Source organism: Streptomyces sp. NPDC000594, from assembly GCF_040299965.1.
Taxonomy (GTDB): domain Bacteria; phylum Actinomycetota; class Actinomycetes; order Streptomycetales; family Streptomycetaceae; genus Streptomyces.
In genome coordinates this window covers 56,765-73,800 of sequence record NZ_JBEPCY010000042.1, presented here as the reverse complement: position 1 = coordinate 73,800, position 17,036 = coordinate 56,765, and the positions used below count along the sequence as shown (strand labels likewise).

Genomic DNA, 17,036 nt, shown 5'->3' with positions numbered 1-17,036 from the left:
CTCGCGTACTGAGGAGGGTGTTGTGATCCGTGAGTTCAGGATGCCCGATGTGGGCGAGGGTCTGACCGAGGCCGAGATCCTCAAGTGGTATGTCCGGGTGGGTGACACGGTCACCGACGGGCAGGTGGTGTGTGAGGTGGAGACGGCGAAGGCGGCGGTCGAGCTGCCGATCCCGTTCGACGGGACCGTCCACGAACTGCGGTACACCGAAGGCACCACCGTCGATGTCGGACAGACCATCATCTCGGTCGACCTGGGGACGGCTTCCGGGGCGGCGGTCACGGAGCGCCGTCCGGTCCTCGTCGGGTACGGGGTGCTGGACTCCCCCACCACCCGCCGCCGACGCAGAGCCGCTCCGGTGGTGAACGGGAACGGCAAGAGCGGTGCGGTGTCGCGGCCGCTGGCGAAGCCTCCCGTACGCAAGCTGGCGAAGGACCTCGGGGTGGATCTGGCCGGGGTGGTCCCCACCGGGCCCGACGGCATCATCACCCGCGACGACGTCCACCACGCCGCCAGGCCCCCACAGGCCCCCGACACGACCGGGGACACGACCGCCGCCGTACCGGAAACCGCCGTGACAGCCGTGGCGGGAGGCGTCCGGGAGACGCGGATCCCGGTGAAGGGTGTCCGCAGGGCCACCGCGCAGGCCATGGTCGCCTCCGCGTTCACCGCCCCCCATGTCACCGAGTTCATCACCGTCGACGTCACCCGCACCATGAAACTCGCCCGCGCCCTGCGGGACGACCCCGACCTGGCCGGCGTCCGCACCGGACCCCTCCTGCTGATCGCCCGCGCCCTCCTCGTCGCGCTCCGCCGCAACCCCGGCGCCAACGCCGCCTGGGACGAGACCGCACAGGAGATCGTCCTCAAGCACTACGTCAACCTCGGCATCGCCGCCGCCACCCCCCGAGGGCTCCTCGTCCCCAACATCAAGGACGCCCACACCCTCCCCCTGCCCGACCTCGCCCGCGCCCTCGACACCCTGGTCACCACCGCCCGCGAGGGCCGCACCGCCCCCGCCGACATGCGCGACGGCACCGTCACCATCACCAACGTCGGCGTCTTCGGCATCGACACCGGCACCCCCATCCTCAACCCCGGCGAAGCCGCCATCCTCGCCGTCGGAGCCATCCGCCCCCGACCCTGGATCCACAAGGGCAAGATCAAACCCCGCCACATCACCACCCTCGCCCTCTCCTTCGACCACCGCCTCATCGACGGCGAACTCGGCTCCAAACTCCTCGCCGACACCGCCACCCTCCTCGAACACCCCAAAAAACTCCTCACCTGGATATAGACAACAGTCGTCGCTTATTCATCAAGTGTCGCCAAAGACGTATGCTGGGGGCATGCCGAAGAATCCCACCGCACCCCCCGAGCGCATGGATCCCCGTGTGCGGCGCACCCGCGCCCTGTTGCGTTCCGCGGCGCTGGAGCTGGCCGCCGAGCACGATGTCGAGTCCCTGACCATCGCCGATATCGCCGAACGGGCCACGGTGAACCGTGCCACCGTCTATCAGCACTACCGCGACCGTGACGCGCTGCTGCTGGACGCCATGGAGGAGGAGGTCGGCCGGCTCGCCCATGCCGCCGCCCGGTGCCCGCTGACCCAGCCGGCCGGCCGGACCCCGGACGAGCTGGTCGCGCTCTTCCGCCATGTCGAGACCAATGCGACCCTCTACCGCCGCATGCTGGGCCCCGGCGGCGCCGCCCGCTTCATCAACCAGTTGCGGGGGCTGCTCGCCCATGAGGTCGCCGCACAGCTGAAGGGGTCGGACACCGTCGATACGGAGACGGCGGCCGACCCCTCATTGGTGCTGCGTACGCACTATCTCGCCGGTGCGTTCGTCGGGGTCTTCACCCAGTGGGTGTCGATGGACGACCGGCCGTCGGCGGATCAGGCGGCCAGGGAGGTGTGGGCGCTGCTGCGGGGCGACTCCCAGACGTAGGTACGGGGCTCCCGTCCGGCGGCCCGGTTGGCGGCGGAGACCAGCGCCTTCAGCGAGGCCCGCGCGGGGTCCTGGTCGATGCCGACGCCCCACAGGACCATGTCGCCGATGGCGCACTCGATGTACGAGGCGGCGCGCGCGAGGGCGCCCTCGCCCAGTGTGTGCTCCTGGTGGTCGAGGACGCGTACCTCGACCCCGAGGGAGGCCAACGCGTCGGCACAGGCCGGGATCGGGCCGTCGCCGGTGCCGTCGCCGGTGCCGGAGATCACGATGTCGGCGCCGTCGACGGAGGCCTCGACGGCGAGGGTGCCGCTACTGCCCGCCGGAAGAGCACCCGGGAGTCCCGGAACACCCGGGAGACCTGGAACACCCGGGTGTTCCAGGAGGGCACGGGCGGCACGGAGCTGGATGCGGCCCCAGGGGTTGGCCGGGTTGGGCAGGTACTCGTCCCGGAAGACGGCCCAGATCGCCGCCGGGGTCACCTCCCCGCCCTCACTGTCGGTCTTCGCCTGGATGATCCGCGAGAACTCGATCTGCATCCGCCGCGGCAGATCCAGCTTGTGGTCGTTCTTCAGGACATACGCGATACCGCCCTTGCCCGACTGCGAGTTCACCCGGATCACCGCCTCGTACGAGCGGCCCACATCCTTCGGATCGATCGGCAGATACGGCACATTCCACTCGATGTCGTCCACCGTCACACCAGCGGCCGCCGCATCCGCCTCCAGCGCGTCGAACCCCTTCTTGATCGCATCCTGGTGCGACCCCGAGAACGAGGTGTAGACGAGGTCACCCGCGTACGGGTGGCGCGGGTGCACCGGCATCTGATTGCAGTACTCGCTCGTGCGGCGGATCTCGTCGATCCGCGAGAAGTCGACCTCCGGATCCACCCCCTGCGAGAACAGATTCATCCCCAGCGTCACCAGATCCACGTTCCCGGTCCGCTCACCCTGCCCGAACAGACAGCCCTCGATCCGGTCCGCACCCGCCATCAGCGCCAGCTCCGCCGCCGCCACCGCCGTACCCCGGTCATTGTGCGGATGCACCGACAGACACACGAACTCCCGCCGCGACAGATTCCGCGACATCCACTCGAACCGGTCCGCATGCGTCGACGGCGTCGAGCGCTCCACCGTCGCCGGCAGATTCAGGATGATCTCCCGCCCCGCCTCCGGCTGCCACACGTCCATCACCGCCTCGCAGACCTCCAGCGCGAAGTCCAGCTCCGTGTCGGTGAAGATCTCCGGACTGTACTGGTACCCGAACACCGTCTCCGGCCCCAGCAGCTTCTCCGCGTACTCCATCACCAGCCGGGTACCGTCCACCGCGATCTGCCGCACCTGCTCCCTCGACCCCCGGAACACGACCCGGCGGAAGGTCGGGGCGGTCGCGTTGTAGAGGTGGACGGTCGCGCGGTGGGCCCCCCGCAGGGACTCCACGGTCCGCTCGATCAGCTCCTCCCGCGCCTGCGTCAGCACCGAGATCGTCACATCGTCGGGCACCAGCCCGTCCTCGATGATCGAGCGGACGAACGCGAAGTCCGTCTCCCCCGACGACGGGAAACCGACCTCGATCTCCTTGTAACCCATCCGCACCAGCAGCTCGAACATCTCCCGCTTCCGCGCGGGCGACATCGGATCGATCAGCGCCTGATTACCGTCCCGCAGATCCGTCGACAGCCACCGCGGCGCCTTCGTGATCCGCGCCTCGGGCCATTGCCGATCCGGCAGCTCCACCGCCTCGAACGGACGGTACTTATGCGTCGCCATCCCCGACGGCCGTTGTCGCCGGGTGGTGTTGGTGACCGGTGTCGGCCGGCCGGAGGTCTGTGGCATGGCGCGGTACTCCTCGGTAGTCCGGTACGAGGGGGTGACAGCACAGGGGCCGGCCCGCGGCACAGGGCTGTGCGGCGGGCCGGCCCCTGGCCCGACGCGGGAACGCGGGGTGGGTACGAGGGTGGATACGAGGGGTGGGTACGGGGGTCACACGGTCGCGGCGGTACGGCTCTCCAGGTACTCCACGGCCTCGCGCACCGTGGTGAGCGCGTCGGCGTCCTCGTTCGGCACATCGACCCCGAAGCGTCGCTGGACCAGCACGAACACCGACACCACCGCCAGCGAGTCCAACTCCAGGTCATCGGTGAAGGAGGCGTCGATGGTGACCTGCTCGGCGGGGATCTCGGCGACCTCGTCCAGGATCTCCGCCAGGGTGCGGAGGATGTCGTCGCTGTTCATGCTGGTGCTCCTTCGTTGTCGGTCGGTGCGTTGTCGGTCGGTGCGGTGCCGGTCGGCGGGACTGCCGCCGAGGAGGGCGGGGCGGAGGGCGGGGAGGAGGGGGCCGGGGGGAGCCGGACGACCTGTCCGGCGTAGACCAGGCCGGTCCCGAAGGCGAGCAGCAGGGCGAGGCCGCCCGGTTCGGCTTCGCCGTCGGCGAGCAGCCGGTGGACGGCGATGGGGATCGACGCCGCCGAGGAGTTGCCGTACTCGGTGATGCTGTCGGCGACGGCGACCCGCTCGGGCAGTTCCAGCGCCTTCACCAGTTGCTCGGTGATCCGGAGATTGGCCTGGTGGGGTACGAAGGCGGCCAGGTCGGCCACGGTCACCCCGGCGCGTTTCAGGGCCAGTTCGGCCACCGGGCCCAGCTCATAGGCGGCCCAGCGGAAGACCTCCCGGCCGTCCATGGCGATGACGGGCCAGGGGGTGTCGGGCGCCCCCCGCAGCGCGGACCAGGGGGCGGTCTGCCGGATGGTGTTCCGCTGGGACCCGTCGGAGCCCCAGGCGACCGGGCCGATGCCGGGGGTGTCGGAGGGGCCGACGACAAACGCCCCGGCGCCGTCGCCGAAGAGGAAGGCGGTGGTGCGGTCGTCGTGGTCGAGCTGTTCGGAGAGCCGTTCCACGCCGATGACCAGGACATGTCCGGCGCTGCCCGCGCCGATCAGATCGGCGGCGAGTGCGAGGCCGTGGCAGAAGCCCGCGCAGCCGGCGGTGAGGTCGAAGGCGGCGGGGGCGGGGGCGCCGAGCCGGTCGGCGACGGCGACGGCCAGGGAGGGGAACTGGCGCAGATGGGAGACGGTGGAGACGATGACGCAGTCGATCAGATCGGCGGTCAGTCCGGCGTTGGCGAGGGCCTGGGCGGCGGCGCCGACGGCCATCTCCTCGACGGTCTCCGCCGGGGTGGCCCAGAGCCGGGTGACGATCCCGGAGCGGGCGCGGATCCACTCGTCGGTGCTGTCGATCCGTTCGCAGAGCATCTCGTTGGTGATCAGGCGGGAGGGGAGGCGGCTGCCGACGCCGAGGACGGCCGAGGGGGTCGGGCGGGAGGGGCGGCCCAGTGCCGTGCGGTGTGCCGTGGCGGTATCGCTCATGCCGCCCTCACCGCCCCCGGGGCGGCGGTGTCCCGGACGGCCGGGCCCGCCGAAGCGGCCGAAGTCGAAGCCTCAGGGGTCGCCGAAGCCACCGAGGTCGCCGAAGCCGAGGCCGCCAGGATCTCCGGAGCCTCCGGGACCTCCGGGACCTCCGGGACCGCGAAGTCGTCGTCCGCACACCAGCGGACCACGGCGGCGCCCATGCTCACCCCCGACCCGAAGGCGGCGAGCACCGTCACATCGCCCGGGGCGAGCCGCCCGGTGTCCAGGGCCTCCCGCAGGACCAGCGGGACGCTGGCGCCCGAGGTGTTGCCGTACCGCTGGACATTGGTGACCGTACGGTCCCGGGGGACCCCGAGCCCGTCCATGATCCCGTGGACGATATGGAGGTTGGCCTGGTGGAGGGCGAACAGGTCGACCTCGTCGGTGGTCAGCCCCTCGGCGGCGAGCAGCTCCCCGATGAAGCCGGGGACCTCGCCGACCGCGAAGGCCCGTACGGCGGCTCCCGAGAGCTGGGCGAAGTTGTCCCCGAAGGCGCTCCGGCGGGGACGACCGTCCCGGAACCGCCGCTCCTCGCGGGGCACCCACACGGCCCGGTAGCGGGTGGGGTCGCTGCGCAGCAGGGTGGTGCCGATGCCCCGGCCGGTGGCGCAGGGCTCCAGCAGATAGCAGGCGGCGCCGTCGCCGAAGATGACGGCGGGGCCCACGTCCTTCCAGTCGAGGGTCTTGGTGTTGACATCGGCCATGACGACGGCGACCCGGCGGTACGCCCCGCTGGCCACGTACTTGGCGCCCACATCGAGGGCGAAGACACTGCCGGGACAGGCGCCGCTGTTGACATCGAAGCCGGTGGCACCGGTGGCACCGGTCTTGTCGATGATGAGCATGGCGGTGGGCGGTGCCATGTTGTCGGGGGTGTACGTGCCGCAGATGACCAGGTCGACATCGGCGGGGGTGATCCCGGCGCGGGCGCAGGCGTCCCGCAGGGCCTCGGCCCCGAGGTCCGATGTCCACTCGTCGTCGGCGGCGACCCGGCGGGTCTCCACCCCGATGTTCTCCCGTATCCAGTCGTCGCGGGTGATGAGGATCTGTTCGAGGTCGGTGTTGCTGAGCACTTTCGCGGGCAGGTACGCGCCCACGGCGCGTATGCCCACACCGTGGAATTCCCCCTGCTGGTGTCCGGCTGTTCGCATGGTGGATGTCCTTGTCGTCTCTCAGCGTCTCTCAGCGTCTCTCAGCCGATTCCGGGAAGTTTTCCGGCGCGTTTTCCCCGGGTGCGGTTCCATAGGCGCAGAGCTCGTTCGGCGAGTTTTCCGTCGTGTCCGTGGAATATCTCGGCGATGGCCTTTTCGGCGGCCCGTTCGGTGGCGAGGAAGTCGATGTTCTCGCGGCCGTTCTCGGCGCGTATGAAATTCTTCCGCATCAGGATGAGCTTCCCGCCGGGAATGACCCGGGAGCAGAGCAGATTCGCCGTGAGGGGGGAGTCGGCGGCGGCCATGTGGTAGTCGACGACCCAGGTGCAGTCGGCGGTCTCCAGATGGCGTTCGGCGAAGCGGTAGACGGGGATCCAGTCGCCGCCGGGGGTGCGGCGGAGGACGGCGCGGTGGCCGTCGGCGGTGGCGACGCGGTGGGTCCAGCCGTCGTGGGTGTGTTCGGCGCCGTCGGTGGGCAGCGGTTCCAGGGCGGTCATCATGAAGAAGCCGGCGTCCACGACCCATTCGGCGCCGTCGGCCTCCACCAGGAGGATCAGATGGTCCCAGCGGGGTGCCCAGCCGCCCTTGACCCGCCAGATCTGGGCGGCGACCAGCCGTACGGGGAAGCCGGCCTCCCGCAGGAAGCGGCCGAGGAGCGGAGTGGTCTCCAGACAGGTGCCGCCCTGGCGGCGGTGGACCAGTTTGGCGAAGACATCGGGGTGGTGGAGGGAGGTCGGCCGCCCCTCCAGCGCGTCGAGCATCTCGTACGGGACGGCGCGCAGCGTGGCCGTGGTGAGGGCGCGCAGGGAGTCGGCGGTGGGGGTGACGGGTCCGCGGTGGCCGATTCTGCGGAGGAAGGCGCGGGCCGGCAGCCGCCATCCGTCGTCGCCGGGGCCGATGCCTTCAGGTGCGGGGGTGGTGGTCGGCTCGTGGAGGCGGGCGGTGGCGGTCACCCGGGCACCCCGGCGGGAGCCTCGGCGGGGACCTCGGCGGGGACCCGGACAGGTACTCCGGCGGGGACCCCGGCAGGGACCCCGTTCCACAGCGGGCGCAGCTCGGGCTGCCCCAGTGCGAGGGGGAGGAAGTCGGGCAGCGAGTCCGGGTGGTGTGCGGTGGGTTCGCCGGGCCCGGGGGCGAGGGTGCGGCGCTGGGTCTCCTGGAAGTCGCGGATATAGGGGACGCGCAGCGCGAGGGCGTGTTCCAGGCGTTCGGTGGTGCCGTCAGCGGTGGCGGCGGCGATGCCCTCGGCGGCCCAGACGGCGTCCTGGAGCGAGGTGTTGAGCCCCTGTCCGCCGAAGGCGTGCATGGCGTGGGCGCTGTCGCCGATGAGCAGGACATTGCCGTCGAGCCAGCGCTCGGGCCGGATGCGGTGGTGCTGGACCTGGCGGTGGCGGATCTCGTCCCAGTCGCGTGCGGTGACATGGGGGCCGAAGACGGGGGCGAGTTCGGGGGCGGTGGTGGTGAGATGGTCGGCGAGGTGGGCGAAGGGCCGGGCCTTCGCGGTGTCGACGCGCTCTTCGGAGGTGATCCAGACGACGATCAGCCGGTCGCCGGGGTAGGGCATGGAGAGGATGTACTCGCCGTCGCCGAACTGCATGGTGATGCGTTCGCCCCAGCCGGGCGGGGCGGGGACGACGAGGTCGAGGTAGCCGCGGTCGTAGGCGAGGACATCGGTGGGGACACCGGCGAGGTCGCGGATGGTGGAGAAGGCGCCGTCGCAGCCGACGACGAAGCCGGGCCGCTGCTCACGGGGGCCGTGCGCATCGCTGACGATCAGTCCGCGCGGGCCGCCGGGTGCGCCGGTGAGGCCCTCCACGGTGACACCGAGCCGGATGTCGACGCCGGGCAGTTGTCCGAGGGCGTCCAGGAGGGCGGCCCGCAGGGTGGTGACGGGCACGGTGAGGGCGTACGGGAGGGGGACTTCGGGCAGGTCGGCGTAGTGGTAGCGGGCGACGTGCCGGCCGTCGACGGCGATCTCGCCGCTGGTGATCTTCCCGGCGCCCGCGCGGATCCGTTCCAGGAGTCCGGCCCGTTCGAGGATCCGCAGGGTGACGGGTTGGAGGACGGGGGCCCCGGCCCAGCGGGTGAGGTCGATGGTGGGGCTGCGCTCCAGGACGGTGACGGGGTGGCCGGCGCGGCCGAGGAGCAGAGCGAGCAGCAGCCCGGCGGGGCCGGCGCCCACGACGGAGGCCGTGGGGTTCGGTGGTTGGTCGGACATTCGTCTTCTCCTTGGGCCGTTTTCCTGGCGGCGGTGGGGACCCGTGGCAGTGCGGAAGCCACGCGAGCCGCCGCAGAGGCTGTGGAAGTCGCGGAAGCTGCGGAAGCTGCGGGATCTAAAGGGATCCTCGGGGCGGCGTCGGCCGCCGGAAAGACCCGGCTGCCCTGACCGAATGGGGCGGGGAAGGGCGGCCGGACGGTGATGTCGTTCCGGTCGCCCGATGGGTAAGGGGTCCGCCCGGTCGGGGCATCGGTCCGGCCATTCGGGGCGCCGATCCATCCGTATTCCCTTGCCCGGGTCGGGCAGGGGATTCGGGCCTTGGCGGTGGGCGTTCGCCGGGTGATCGTGGTGACGTCGTCAAGGAAATGAGGTTGGTGATGTCACGCTGGTCCCCCGGAAAAAACCTCAGAATCAGCAGACTGGGTCCCCAGGACGGCCGTTATCTCTTCGTCCCGATGGACCATTCCCTCGCGGACGGCCCGATCGCCGGTGAGCAGCGTTTCCATGAGCTGGTCCGGGAGGTCGTGGCGGGCGGCGCGGACGCCGTCGTGGTCCACAAGGGCCGGGCCCGGGGGCTGGACCCCGCGATGCTGCGCGGCAGCGCGCTCATCGTCCATCTCAGCGGCAGTACTCCGCATGCCCGGGACGCCGATGCCAAGGTGCTCGTCGGTTCCGTGGAGGACGCGCTCCAGCTGGGCGCCGACGCGGTCAGTGTCCATGTGAACGTGGGCTCGGACACGGAGGCGGAGCAGCTCGCCGATCTCGGTACGGTGGCGAGCGCCTGTGAGCGCTGGGGTGTCCCGCTGCTGGCGATGGTATATCCGCGCGGTCCCCGGATCGCGGACCCGCATGACCCCGCCACCCTGGCACATGTGGTGAACATCGCCGCCGATCTGGGCGCCGATCTGGTGAAGACGACCTGGTCGGCCCCGTTCGACGCGATGGCCGATGTGGTCGCGAGCAGTCCGATCCCGGTGCTGGTCGCGGGTGGTCCCCGTGGCAGCGGCGACCTCATGGACTACGCACGCTCGGCGCGCGACGCCGGGTGCGCGGGTCTGGCGGTGGGCCGCCGGATCTTCCAGCATCCCCAGCCACGCGTGGTGGTCCAGGATCTGGTGGCCGTGCTGCACTGCCCGGCCGGCGATCCGGGCCGGGTCCTGACCGAGGTCCCCACCGCAGGACCGGTCCCCGCTCTTCCGTCCGTCTCCCCCTTTCCGTCTCCGTCACACGCATTGGCAGGTTCCCGGTGAAGTTTGGTTGGATTGACCTGCGGGGTGTCCCCGCCGAGCAGCAGGACGCCGTTGTCGAGGCCGCGATTCACGCGAAGGTCGAGGGCATCGTCGCCGCCGACACCGCTCGGCTGGCCGGGCTGCCGCCCACGGTGAAGCGGGTGCTGATCCCCGCCGGGCAGGCGTTCCCGTCGTCGCTGCCGGTACCCGAGGAGGGTGCCGCCGCCGCACAGGATGTGCTGCTGACCCGGCTGGCGCTCGCCGACGACCTCGACCGGCTGCGGCTGGATGTCTCCGGTTCCGCGCTGGAGCCGGCCGCGTTCGTGGATGTCGTGGACGACCCCACGCTGAAGCTGGCGTGCTCGGCGGCGATGGAGCTGCCGTACACGGTGGTCGAGTTCCGTGACCCGACGAAGATCCCGCTGGAGATCGTGATCGCGGCGGCGGACAAGTCACCGGGCCAGCTGATCTGCCATGCCAATGATCTGGAGGAGGCGGGCATCATCCTGGACGTCCTGGAGAAGGGCTCCGAGGGGGTGATGTTCGCACCGCAGGACGCGAACGAGGTGCTGGCCTTCGCGGAGCTGCTGCGGGTGCGGACCCCCGATCTGGATCTGACCACGCTGACGGTGGAGTCGATCGAGCACAACGGGCTGGGCGACCGGGTCTGTGTCGACACCTCGACACACTTCGCGGAGGACGAGGGGATCCTCGTCGGCTCGTACGCGCACGGATTCGTCCTGTGTGTGAGCGAGACGCACCCGCTGCCGTACATGCCGACCCGTCCGTTCCGGGTGAACGCGGGTGCGCTGCACTCGTACACCCTGGGTCTGGACAACCGGACCAACTACCTCAGCGAGCTGAAGGCGGGGTCGCCGATCCTGGCGGTGGGCGCGGACGGCCGGACCCGCCGGGTGGTGGTGGGGCGGATGAAGCTGGAGTCGCGTCCGCTGCTGACCATCAAGGCGGTCGCGGAGGACGGTACGCAGGTCAGTCTGACCGTGCAGGACGACTGGCATGTACGGGTGCTGGGCCCGGGGGCGGCGGTCCTCAATGTGACCGAGCTGAAGCGGGGTGACCAGCTGCTCGGCTATGTGTCCACGGAGAAGCGGCATGTGGGCTGGCCGGTCAAGGAGTACTGCGTCGAGAGGTGACGCCCCGGACGACCGGACGACCGACACCCGGACGACCGGCCGACACCCGTACGACCGGCATCCGTACGCGCCGGCCGACACCCTGACGACCGTACGCCCGTAGAGCGTCCGGGCTCCCGAGTGCCTCGCGTGGAGAGCCCGGTCACCGGACCCGCCCGACCCGGCGCGGTCCGCGGGTCCCGCCGTACCCCGGCGGACCCTCCTGCCCCGGCGCGGCCCCCCGAACCATCGCGGGGCCGCGCCGCCGGGCCCAACCGACGAGCCGCTGGAGGCATCTCAGTGACTGTTTCTCAGCCCTTGACGACCCCATGGTGGGGAGCCGAGCTGCTGGGCGGTAGGCCGGACGACGAACCCTGGGCCCGCGCCGGCCGCGAAGTGAGCCGGGCCGAGCTGCGGGGCCGGATCCAGGAGAGCATCGGCATCTTCGCCGCGCACGGCATCCGGGAGGGCAGCTCCGTCGCCCTGCGGCTGCCGCCCAGCCTCACCGGTATCTGGTCACTGCTGGCCCTCTGGTCGCTCGGTGCTCAGGTGCAACTACTGGACCACCGGCTCAAGCCCGCCGAGGTGCAGCGGGTGCTCGACCTCTGCGAACCGCGCTACTACGTGCACTTCATGGACGGTACGGCCACCCAGTTCCAGGACGAGTGCGAGGTGTACGTGGAGTGGCGCCGCACCGGCAGCGCCGCCCGTACCGATCACTGCCTGGTGCAGTTCAGCTCCGGTTCCACCGGCCGGCCCAAGGTGATCGGGCGGACCGCCGCGTCGCTCCGGGCCGAGCTGGCGTCCTTCTCCCGGATCCCCGGGATGCCGCAGCGGGGCGAACGGCTGCTGCTGCTCAACTCCACCATCCACTCCCTCGGTCTCATCGGCGGTGTGCTGCACGCGATGAGCACCGGGGCGACGCTGGTCTTCACCCCGCGCCTCCAGCCGCAGGCGCTGGTGTCGACCCTCGCCGAGCAGGAGATCGACGCGGTCTTCGGGGTGCCCTTCCACTACGACCTGCTGAGCCGGGTGCCGAGAGCGCCCGCGCTGCCCCGGCTGCGGCTCGCGGTCAGCGGCGGCGAACGGCTCTCCCGGGATGTGCACCGACGGTTCGAGGAGCGGTACGGCATCCGGGTCGGGCAGGCGTACGGGATGACCGAGACGGGGATCGTCGCCACCGATCTGACCGGCGCGTTCGCCCCGCCGGTGGTGGGCAGGGTGGCGCCCGGGGTGCACACCCGGGTGGTCGGCGGGGAGCTGTGGGTACGGCTGGACCGCTCGCCCTATCTCCAGGACGAGGGGACCGAGCGGTATACGGACGGCTGGCTCAACTCCAAGGATCTGGCCCACTTCTGCGAGCGGGACGGCACCCTGCGGATCACCGGACGGTCGGACTCGCTGGTCGCGATCGGCGGGCTCAAGGTCGACCTGATGGAGATCGAGCACGAGCTGGCCCTGCATCCCGCCGTCCGCGAGGCGGTGGTACTGCACGGCGAGGAGGGCATCGAGGCCCATATCGGCGCTCCGGACGGGGTCACCGTCTCCGAGCTGCAATCCTTCGCCCGTGAGCGGCTGAGCAACTTCAAGATCCCGCGCCGGTTCCAGGTGGTGCCGGCGCTGCCCAGGACGGCCAACGGCAAGCTGCTGCGCAGCGCCGGGCTGCTGCGGGCGGCCTATGCGGCGGGGCAGGGGGGTGCGGCGGCACGGCGTCTTCCGGTACGGGAGGCGCCGCCGCATCCGGTACGGGAAGCACCCGGGGTGTCCGGGGCACCCGGGGTGTCCGAGGCTCCCGGGACGGAGGCGGCGGCGTGATCATCCGTCCGGTGCGGCGCGGCCCGGTGTGGGTCACCGCCCACCCCGAGGGCCGGGCCGCCGTCGTCCGGGGGACCGTCGCCGCGGTACGGGCGCGCGGCACCCGGCCGGGGCCCCGTTCCGTGCTGGTGATCGGCGCCTCCTCCGGGCTGGGCCTCGCCACCCGTATCGCCGCCGCCTTCGGCCACCGGGCCGCCACCGTCGGGGTCTGTCTGGAACGCCCCGGCGCGCCGAACCGGCCCGGAACGGCGGGCTGGTACAACGCGGCGGCCCTGGAGCGCGAGCTGCCGGCGGCGGGCCTGTACGGGCGTACGGTCGTCGGGGACGCCTTCGGTGACGCGGTGAAGGAGCGGACGGCGCGGATCATCGCCGATGAGCTGGGCGGGGTCGATCTCGTCGTCCACAGTGTGGCCGCGCCCCGGCGGACCGACCCGGTGACCGGCCGCACCCACCACTCGGTGATCAAGACCCTCGGCGCCCCCTTCACCGAGAAGTCCTTCGACGCGGCGACGGATTCGGTACGGAGCCACACCACCCCCAGCGCGTCGCCCGAGGAGGTCGCGGACACCGTCGAGGTGATGGGCGGCGGGGACTGGGAGCGCTGGATCGACGCCCTGGAGGCGCACGGCGCGCTTCTGGGCGGGGCCAGGACGGTGGCGTTCAGCTATGTGGGCAACGACTGGCTGGCGCCGACCTACCGGAACGGCACCCTGGGCCGTGCCAAGGAGCATCTGGAGGCGACCGCGCGCACGCTGGACCGGCGGCTCTCCGGCTCGCTCGGCGGCGGCGCGCGCACGGCGGTCATGCGGGCACTGGTGACCCCGGCCAGCCAGGTGATGCCCGTACAGGCGCTGTACACCCTGCTGCTCTCCCGGGTCACCCGGGAGGCCGGGCTGCTGGAGACCACCGACGACCAGGCGCGCAGGCTGCTGGACCACTGGTACGGGGGTCGGCCCGCGCCGGTCGACGGGGAGGGCAGGATCCGGCTGGACGACATCGAGATGCGCGCCGATGTCCAGGCGGAGATCCGGCGCCGCTGGGACAAGGTCGGCGGCCCGGAGACCCTGGCGGAGCTGGGCGACCTGGAGCACTACCGGCGCGCGGCGGAGCGGTTGCACGGCTTCGGGGTGCCGGGGGTGGACTACACGGCCCCGGTCGACCCGGTACGGCCGGTGCCCGACGCCCTGCTCGTGCCCTGATCCCCGTACCCCCGTACCGCCCACCTCCGTACCCCCTCCTGTCCCTGCCTGATGTGAGGAACCGACGTGACGACCGTGACGACAGAGACGACCGTGGAGATCGACGTGACGACCGACGTGGTGACCGATGTGACGACCGCAGAGACCGACCGCACCACCGACTTCGTCCTCGGTGTCATCCGGGACATGCTCAATATGCCGCTGCCCCGGGATGTCTCCCCGGCCACCCCGCTGGGCGCGGGCGGGCTGGAGCTGGAGTCCCTGTCGCTCGTGGAGCTGACGGTCCATGTGGAGCGCGAGTACGCCATCCAGTTCTCCGACGAGGCGGTCGACGGGCTGGCCACGATGACCCTCGGGGAGCTGGTCGGGGACATCGGCGCGCGGAGAGGGGGTGCCACGGGGACGGACCCCTCGGCGGCGGCCGGAGCGGATGCCGGGCCGGGTGCCGTCGCGGGTGCCGGGGGTACGGATCCCGCCGCGCTCACCCTGGACGATGTCAAGCGGCTGCTGGCGCTCAGCCAGATCATCCCCGCCGAGCGGCCCGAGACCATAGCCGACGACGAGGAGATCGTCCTCGACTCCCTCACCCTGGTCTGGTTCCTCTACCAGCTGGGCGAGCAGCATGGCATCGACCTGGAGATCGACCACGCACAGGCGGCCGTGCTGACGACGGTCGCCGCGCTGCACTCCTTCCTCCAGGGATCCCAGGGGGCACAGGGGTCCCAGGGGTCACAAGGAGTCCAGGGGTCCCGTACCCCGGTCGGTGCGGTGCCGACGGGGGCCGTGGCGCCGTGACGACCGCCGCCGCCACCACCGACGACGATGTGCTCATCACCGGGTACGGCGTCCTCACCGCCCATGGCTTCGGCGATCAGGCCCTGCGGACCGGGGTCTTCGCCGGGCGCCCGGCCTTCCGCGCCGTCGACCGGTTCGACACCGCGCCGTTCCGGAGCGACCGGGCCGCCGTCCACCCGGGGGACCTGCCGGTACTGCCCGGTGGCGCCCCCGGGCGGATCCCGGGGCAGCGCGAGGCCCTGGTCGCCTGTGCGCGGGCCGCGCTCGGGATGGCGGGGCTGGCCGGGGCCCGGCGGGTCGATGTGCTCATCGGCACCCAGGGCGACCACCGCGAGGTCACCGCCTTCTGGGACCGTCGGACACCCGGCGCGGCCCCGGCCGCTTCCGGTGCGGAGCACGACGGCCCCGAGCACGACAGCCCTGGGCACGACGGCCCCGGACCGGAGCGGGACGGGACGGCCGTGGCGGCGAGCCTCCCGGCGGCCCTCCCCGGCCTGGTCGCCGACGACCTCGGGCTGACGGGCCGCCGGCTCGCCTTTGTGAACGCCTGTGTCGCCTCCTCCAACGCCCTGGTGCACGGCGCCCGGCTGATCCGCGCCGGCCGGGCCGACACCGTGCTCTGCGCCGGTGCCTACCTCGTGGAACGGGAGTTCTTCGCGAAGTTCGACTCCGGCCGCGCCTTCGCCACCGACGGCCGGGTGCGCCCCTTCTCCGCCGACCGCACCGGACTGCTGCTGGGGGACGGCGTGGCCGCCCTGGTCCTGGAGTCCGCGCGGCGGGTACGGGAAAGGGGCGGCGAGCCGGTCGCCCGGATCGCGGGCTGGGGCATGGCGTCGGACGCGTTTCATGTCTGCCAGCCGCACCCGAAGGGCCTCGGCCTGGCCACCGCGATGACGGAGGCACTGCGGCACTCCCGTACCGCCCCCGAGGACATCGGCTATGTCAACGCCCATGGCACGGGCACCAGGATCAACGACACCGCCGAGACCGCAGCCCTGCACCGGACCTTCGGCGCGGCGGCGCGGACCGTACCCGTCAGCTCCACCAAGAGCACCACCGGACACATGCTGGAGGGCTCCGGGGCGGTGGAGGCGGTGATCGGGGTGTACGCGCTGCGCCATGGAGTCCTGCCCCCGACCGCCGGACACTCCGCCCCGGATCCCGCCTGCGACCTGGACTGGATCCCCGAGGGGCCCCGGACGGCGCCGGTACGGCGGGTGCTCTCCGCCAACGCGGCGTTCGGCGGCGTCAACACCGCGATCGTGCTGGAGCGCCCGTGACCACCACCGCCCCGCTCTCCCTGACTCCGACCCCGACCGTCTCCACCGGCGCCGAGTCGGCCCCGACCCCGCCCTCGACCCCGGTTCCCGGGCGGGCCGCGCTGGTGGCCGGTGCCTCGGCCGTGTGCTCACCGCCGACGGGTGAGGGCCCGCCCGGGGTGCCGGGCTTCATCGAGTCCCGCTTCAGCCCGCTGGTGCGGGCCGTCGTGGACGGCTGTGTCGCCGACGCCGACCCGGACGGCTTCGCGCGGCGGGCCGACCGTACCGCCGTCCTGCTGGTCACCCTCTTCGGCGATGTCACCACGACCGATCTCGCCAGCCGCCGGATGCTCGCCGGGCAGCCCCACAACCCGCTGCTCTTCTACCAGTCGGTCCCCACCTCGATCCTCGGCTACGTCAGCCGCGCCCATGGCATCCGGGGGCCCATCACCTGTCTCTCCGCCCATGCCGGGTCGGCCGGTGAGGCCCTGGAGACCGCCGAGCTGATGCTCGCCGAGCCGACCGTGGACCAGCTGCTGCTCATCGGGGTCGAGCTGACGGGTTCGGAGCGCACGGCGGCGGCCCGGCGGGCGCTGCCCCCGGCCGAACGGGACTCCCCCGGCCAGGACTCGGCGTTCGCCCTGCTGCTGCGCCGCCCGGCGGACAAGGAGCCCGGTGACGGTGACGGTCATGGTGACGCGCTGGTGGACCTGGGCGCGGTCCCGTCGCCGGAGCCCGAGCACCGGACAGGTGCCATCGGGGAGACCGGCCGGACCGGGCCGCTCGCGGTCGGTGCGCTGTGGGCGGCGGCCGAGGCCGCCCGCCGCCGGGCCCCGCACCGCACCCCCGCCCCGTGATCCCCGTACCCCCTCCCCCGCCCGC

General features: G+C 72.0%; 15 protein-coding genes. 9 read left to right on the top strand and 6 right to left on the bottom strand.

Annotated elements, in window-relative coordinates; genetic code table 11:
* Both ABT354_RS34015 and ABT354_RS34010 read left to right on the top strand, forming a co-directional pair.
* On the top strand, positions 1-1,297 hold a 1,297-nt coding region (locus ABT354_RS34015; RefSeq protein WP_502983553.1), incomplete at its 5' end, for a dihydrolipoamide acetyltransferase family protein.
* Between the two features lie 52 nt (positions 1,298-1,349).
* A complete protein-coding gene (locus ABT354_RS34010; RefSeq protein ID WP_351501069.1) occupies positions 1,350-1,949 on the top strand; it encodes a TetR/AcrR family transcriptional regulator in 600 nt (199 codons plus the stop codon).
* Here ABT354_RS34010 and leuA read toward each other — a convergent pair.
* The 6 genes from leuA to ABT354_RS33980 all read right to left on the bottom strand — a co-directional run bounded on the left by leuA (position 1,898) and on the right by ABT354_RS33980 (position 8,724).
* Entirely contained in the window at positions 1,898-3,784 is a 1,887-nt protein-coding gene (gene leuA, locus ABT354_RS34005; protein WP_351501067.1) for a 2-isopropylmalate synthase, read from the bottom strand. The genes ABT354_RS34010 and leuA overlap by 52 nt on opposite strands.
* A 147-nt stretch (positions 3,785-3,931) precedes the next feature.
* Entirely contained in the window at positions 3,932-4,183 is a 252-nt protein-coding gene (locus tag ABT354_RS34000) for an acyl carrier protein (RefSeq protein ID WP_351501064.1), read from the bottom strand.
* Positions 4,180-5,313 carry a beta-ketoacyl-ACP synthase 3 gene (locus ABT354_RS33995; protein WP_351501062.1) on the bottom strand — a complete coding sequence of 378 codons (1,134 nt, stop codon included), beginning with the start codon at positions 5,311-5,313 and terminating at the stop codon, positions 4,180-4,182. Before ABT354_RS33995 ends, ABT354_RS34000 begins: the two co-directional genes overlap by 4 nt.
* Positions 5,310-6,506: a 3-oxoacyl-ACP synthase III family protein gene (locus ABT354_RS33990; protein ID WP_351501060.1), complete on the bottom strand. Its 1,197-nt coding sequence runs from the start codon at positions 6,504-6,506 to the stop codon at positions 5,310-5,312. The genes ABT354_RS33995 and ABT354_RS33990 overlap by 4 nt, the downstream gene beginning before the upstream one ends.
* A gap of 41 nt (positions 6,507-6,547) precedes the next feature.
* The gene (locus tag ABT354_RS33985; RefSeq protein ID WP_351501058.1) at positions 6,548-7,459 is read right to left on the bottom strand and encodes an arylamine N-acetyltransferase family protein; all 912 of its coding nucleotides are present in this window, start codon (positions 7,457-7,459) and stop codon (positions 6,548-6,550) included.
* Positions 7,456-8,724 (bottom strand): FAD-dependent oxidoreductase, encoded by a 1,269-nt coding sequence (locus tag ABT354_RS33980; RefSeq protein WP_351501056.1) that lies wholly within the window; start codon positions 8,722-8,724, stop codon positions 7,456-7,458. The genes ABT354_RS33985 and ABT354_RS33980 overlap by 4 nt, the downstream gene beginning before the upstream one ends.
* Positions 8,725-9,089: 365 nt before the next feature.
* Here ABT354_RS33980 and ABT354_RS33975 point away from each other — a divergent pair, with 365 nt between their 5' ends.
* From ABT354_RS33975 to ABT354_RS33945, 7 genes are all read left to right on the top strand, one after another.
* Complete coding sequence (locus tag ABT354_RS33975; RefSeq protein WP_502983552.1) at positions 9,090-9,974, top strand: 2-amino-3,7-dideoxy-D-threo-hept-6-ulosonate synthase; 885 nt, start codon at positions 9,090-9,092, stop codon at positions 9,972-9,974.
* Positions 9,971-11,107, top strand: coding sequence for a 3-dehydroquinate synthase II family protein (locus tag ABT354_RS33970; RefSeq protein WP_351501052.1), 1,137 nt, complete (start codon positions 9,971-9,973; stop codon positions 11,105-11,107). Before ABT354_RS33975 ends, ABT354_RS33970 begins: the two co-directional genes overlap by 4 nt.
* 297 nt (positions 11,108-11,404) lie before the next feature.
* Positions 11,405-12,901, top strand: a complete 1,497-nt coding sequence (locus ABT354_RS33965; RefSeq protein WP_351501050.1) for a class I adenylate-forming enzyme family protein — start codon at positions 11,405-11,407, stop codon at positions 12,899-12,901.
* Positions 12,898-14,100, top strand: coding sequence for an enoyl-ACP reductase FabV (fabV, locus tag ABT354_RS33960; RefSeq protein WP_351501048.1), 1,203 nt, complete (start codon positions 12,898-12,900; stop codon positions 14,098-14,100). The genes ABT354_RS33965 and fabV overlap by 4 nt, the downstream gene beginning before the upstream one ends.
* Before the next feature lie 75 nt (positions 14,101-14,175).
* Positions 14,176-14,895, top strand: a complete 720-nt coding sequence (locus ABT354_RS33955; protein ID WP_351501046.1) for an acyl carrier protein — start codon at positions 14,176-14,178, stop codon at positions 14,893-14,895.
* The gene (locus ABT354_RS33950; protein WP_351501044.1) at positions 14,892-16,175 is read left to right on the top strand and encodes a beta-ketoacyl-[acyl-carrier-protein] synthase family protein; all 1,284 of its coding nucleotides are present in this window, start codon (positions 14,892-14,894) and stop codon (positions 16,173-16,175) included. Before ABT354_RS33955 ends, ABT354_RS33950 begins: the two co-directional genes overlap by 4 nt.
* Positions 16,172-17,011: a beta-ketoacyl-[acyl-carrier-protein] synthase family protein gene (locus ABT354_RS33945; RefSeq protein ID WP_351501042.1), complete on the top strand. Its 840-nt coding sequence runs from the start codon at positions 16,172-16,174 to the stop codon at positions 17,009-17,011. The genes ABT354_RS33950 and ABT354_RS33945 overlap by 4 nt, the downstream gene beginning before the upstream one ends.
* The last annotated feature ends 25 nt before the right edge of the window (positions 17,012-17,036 follow it).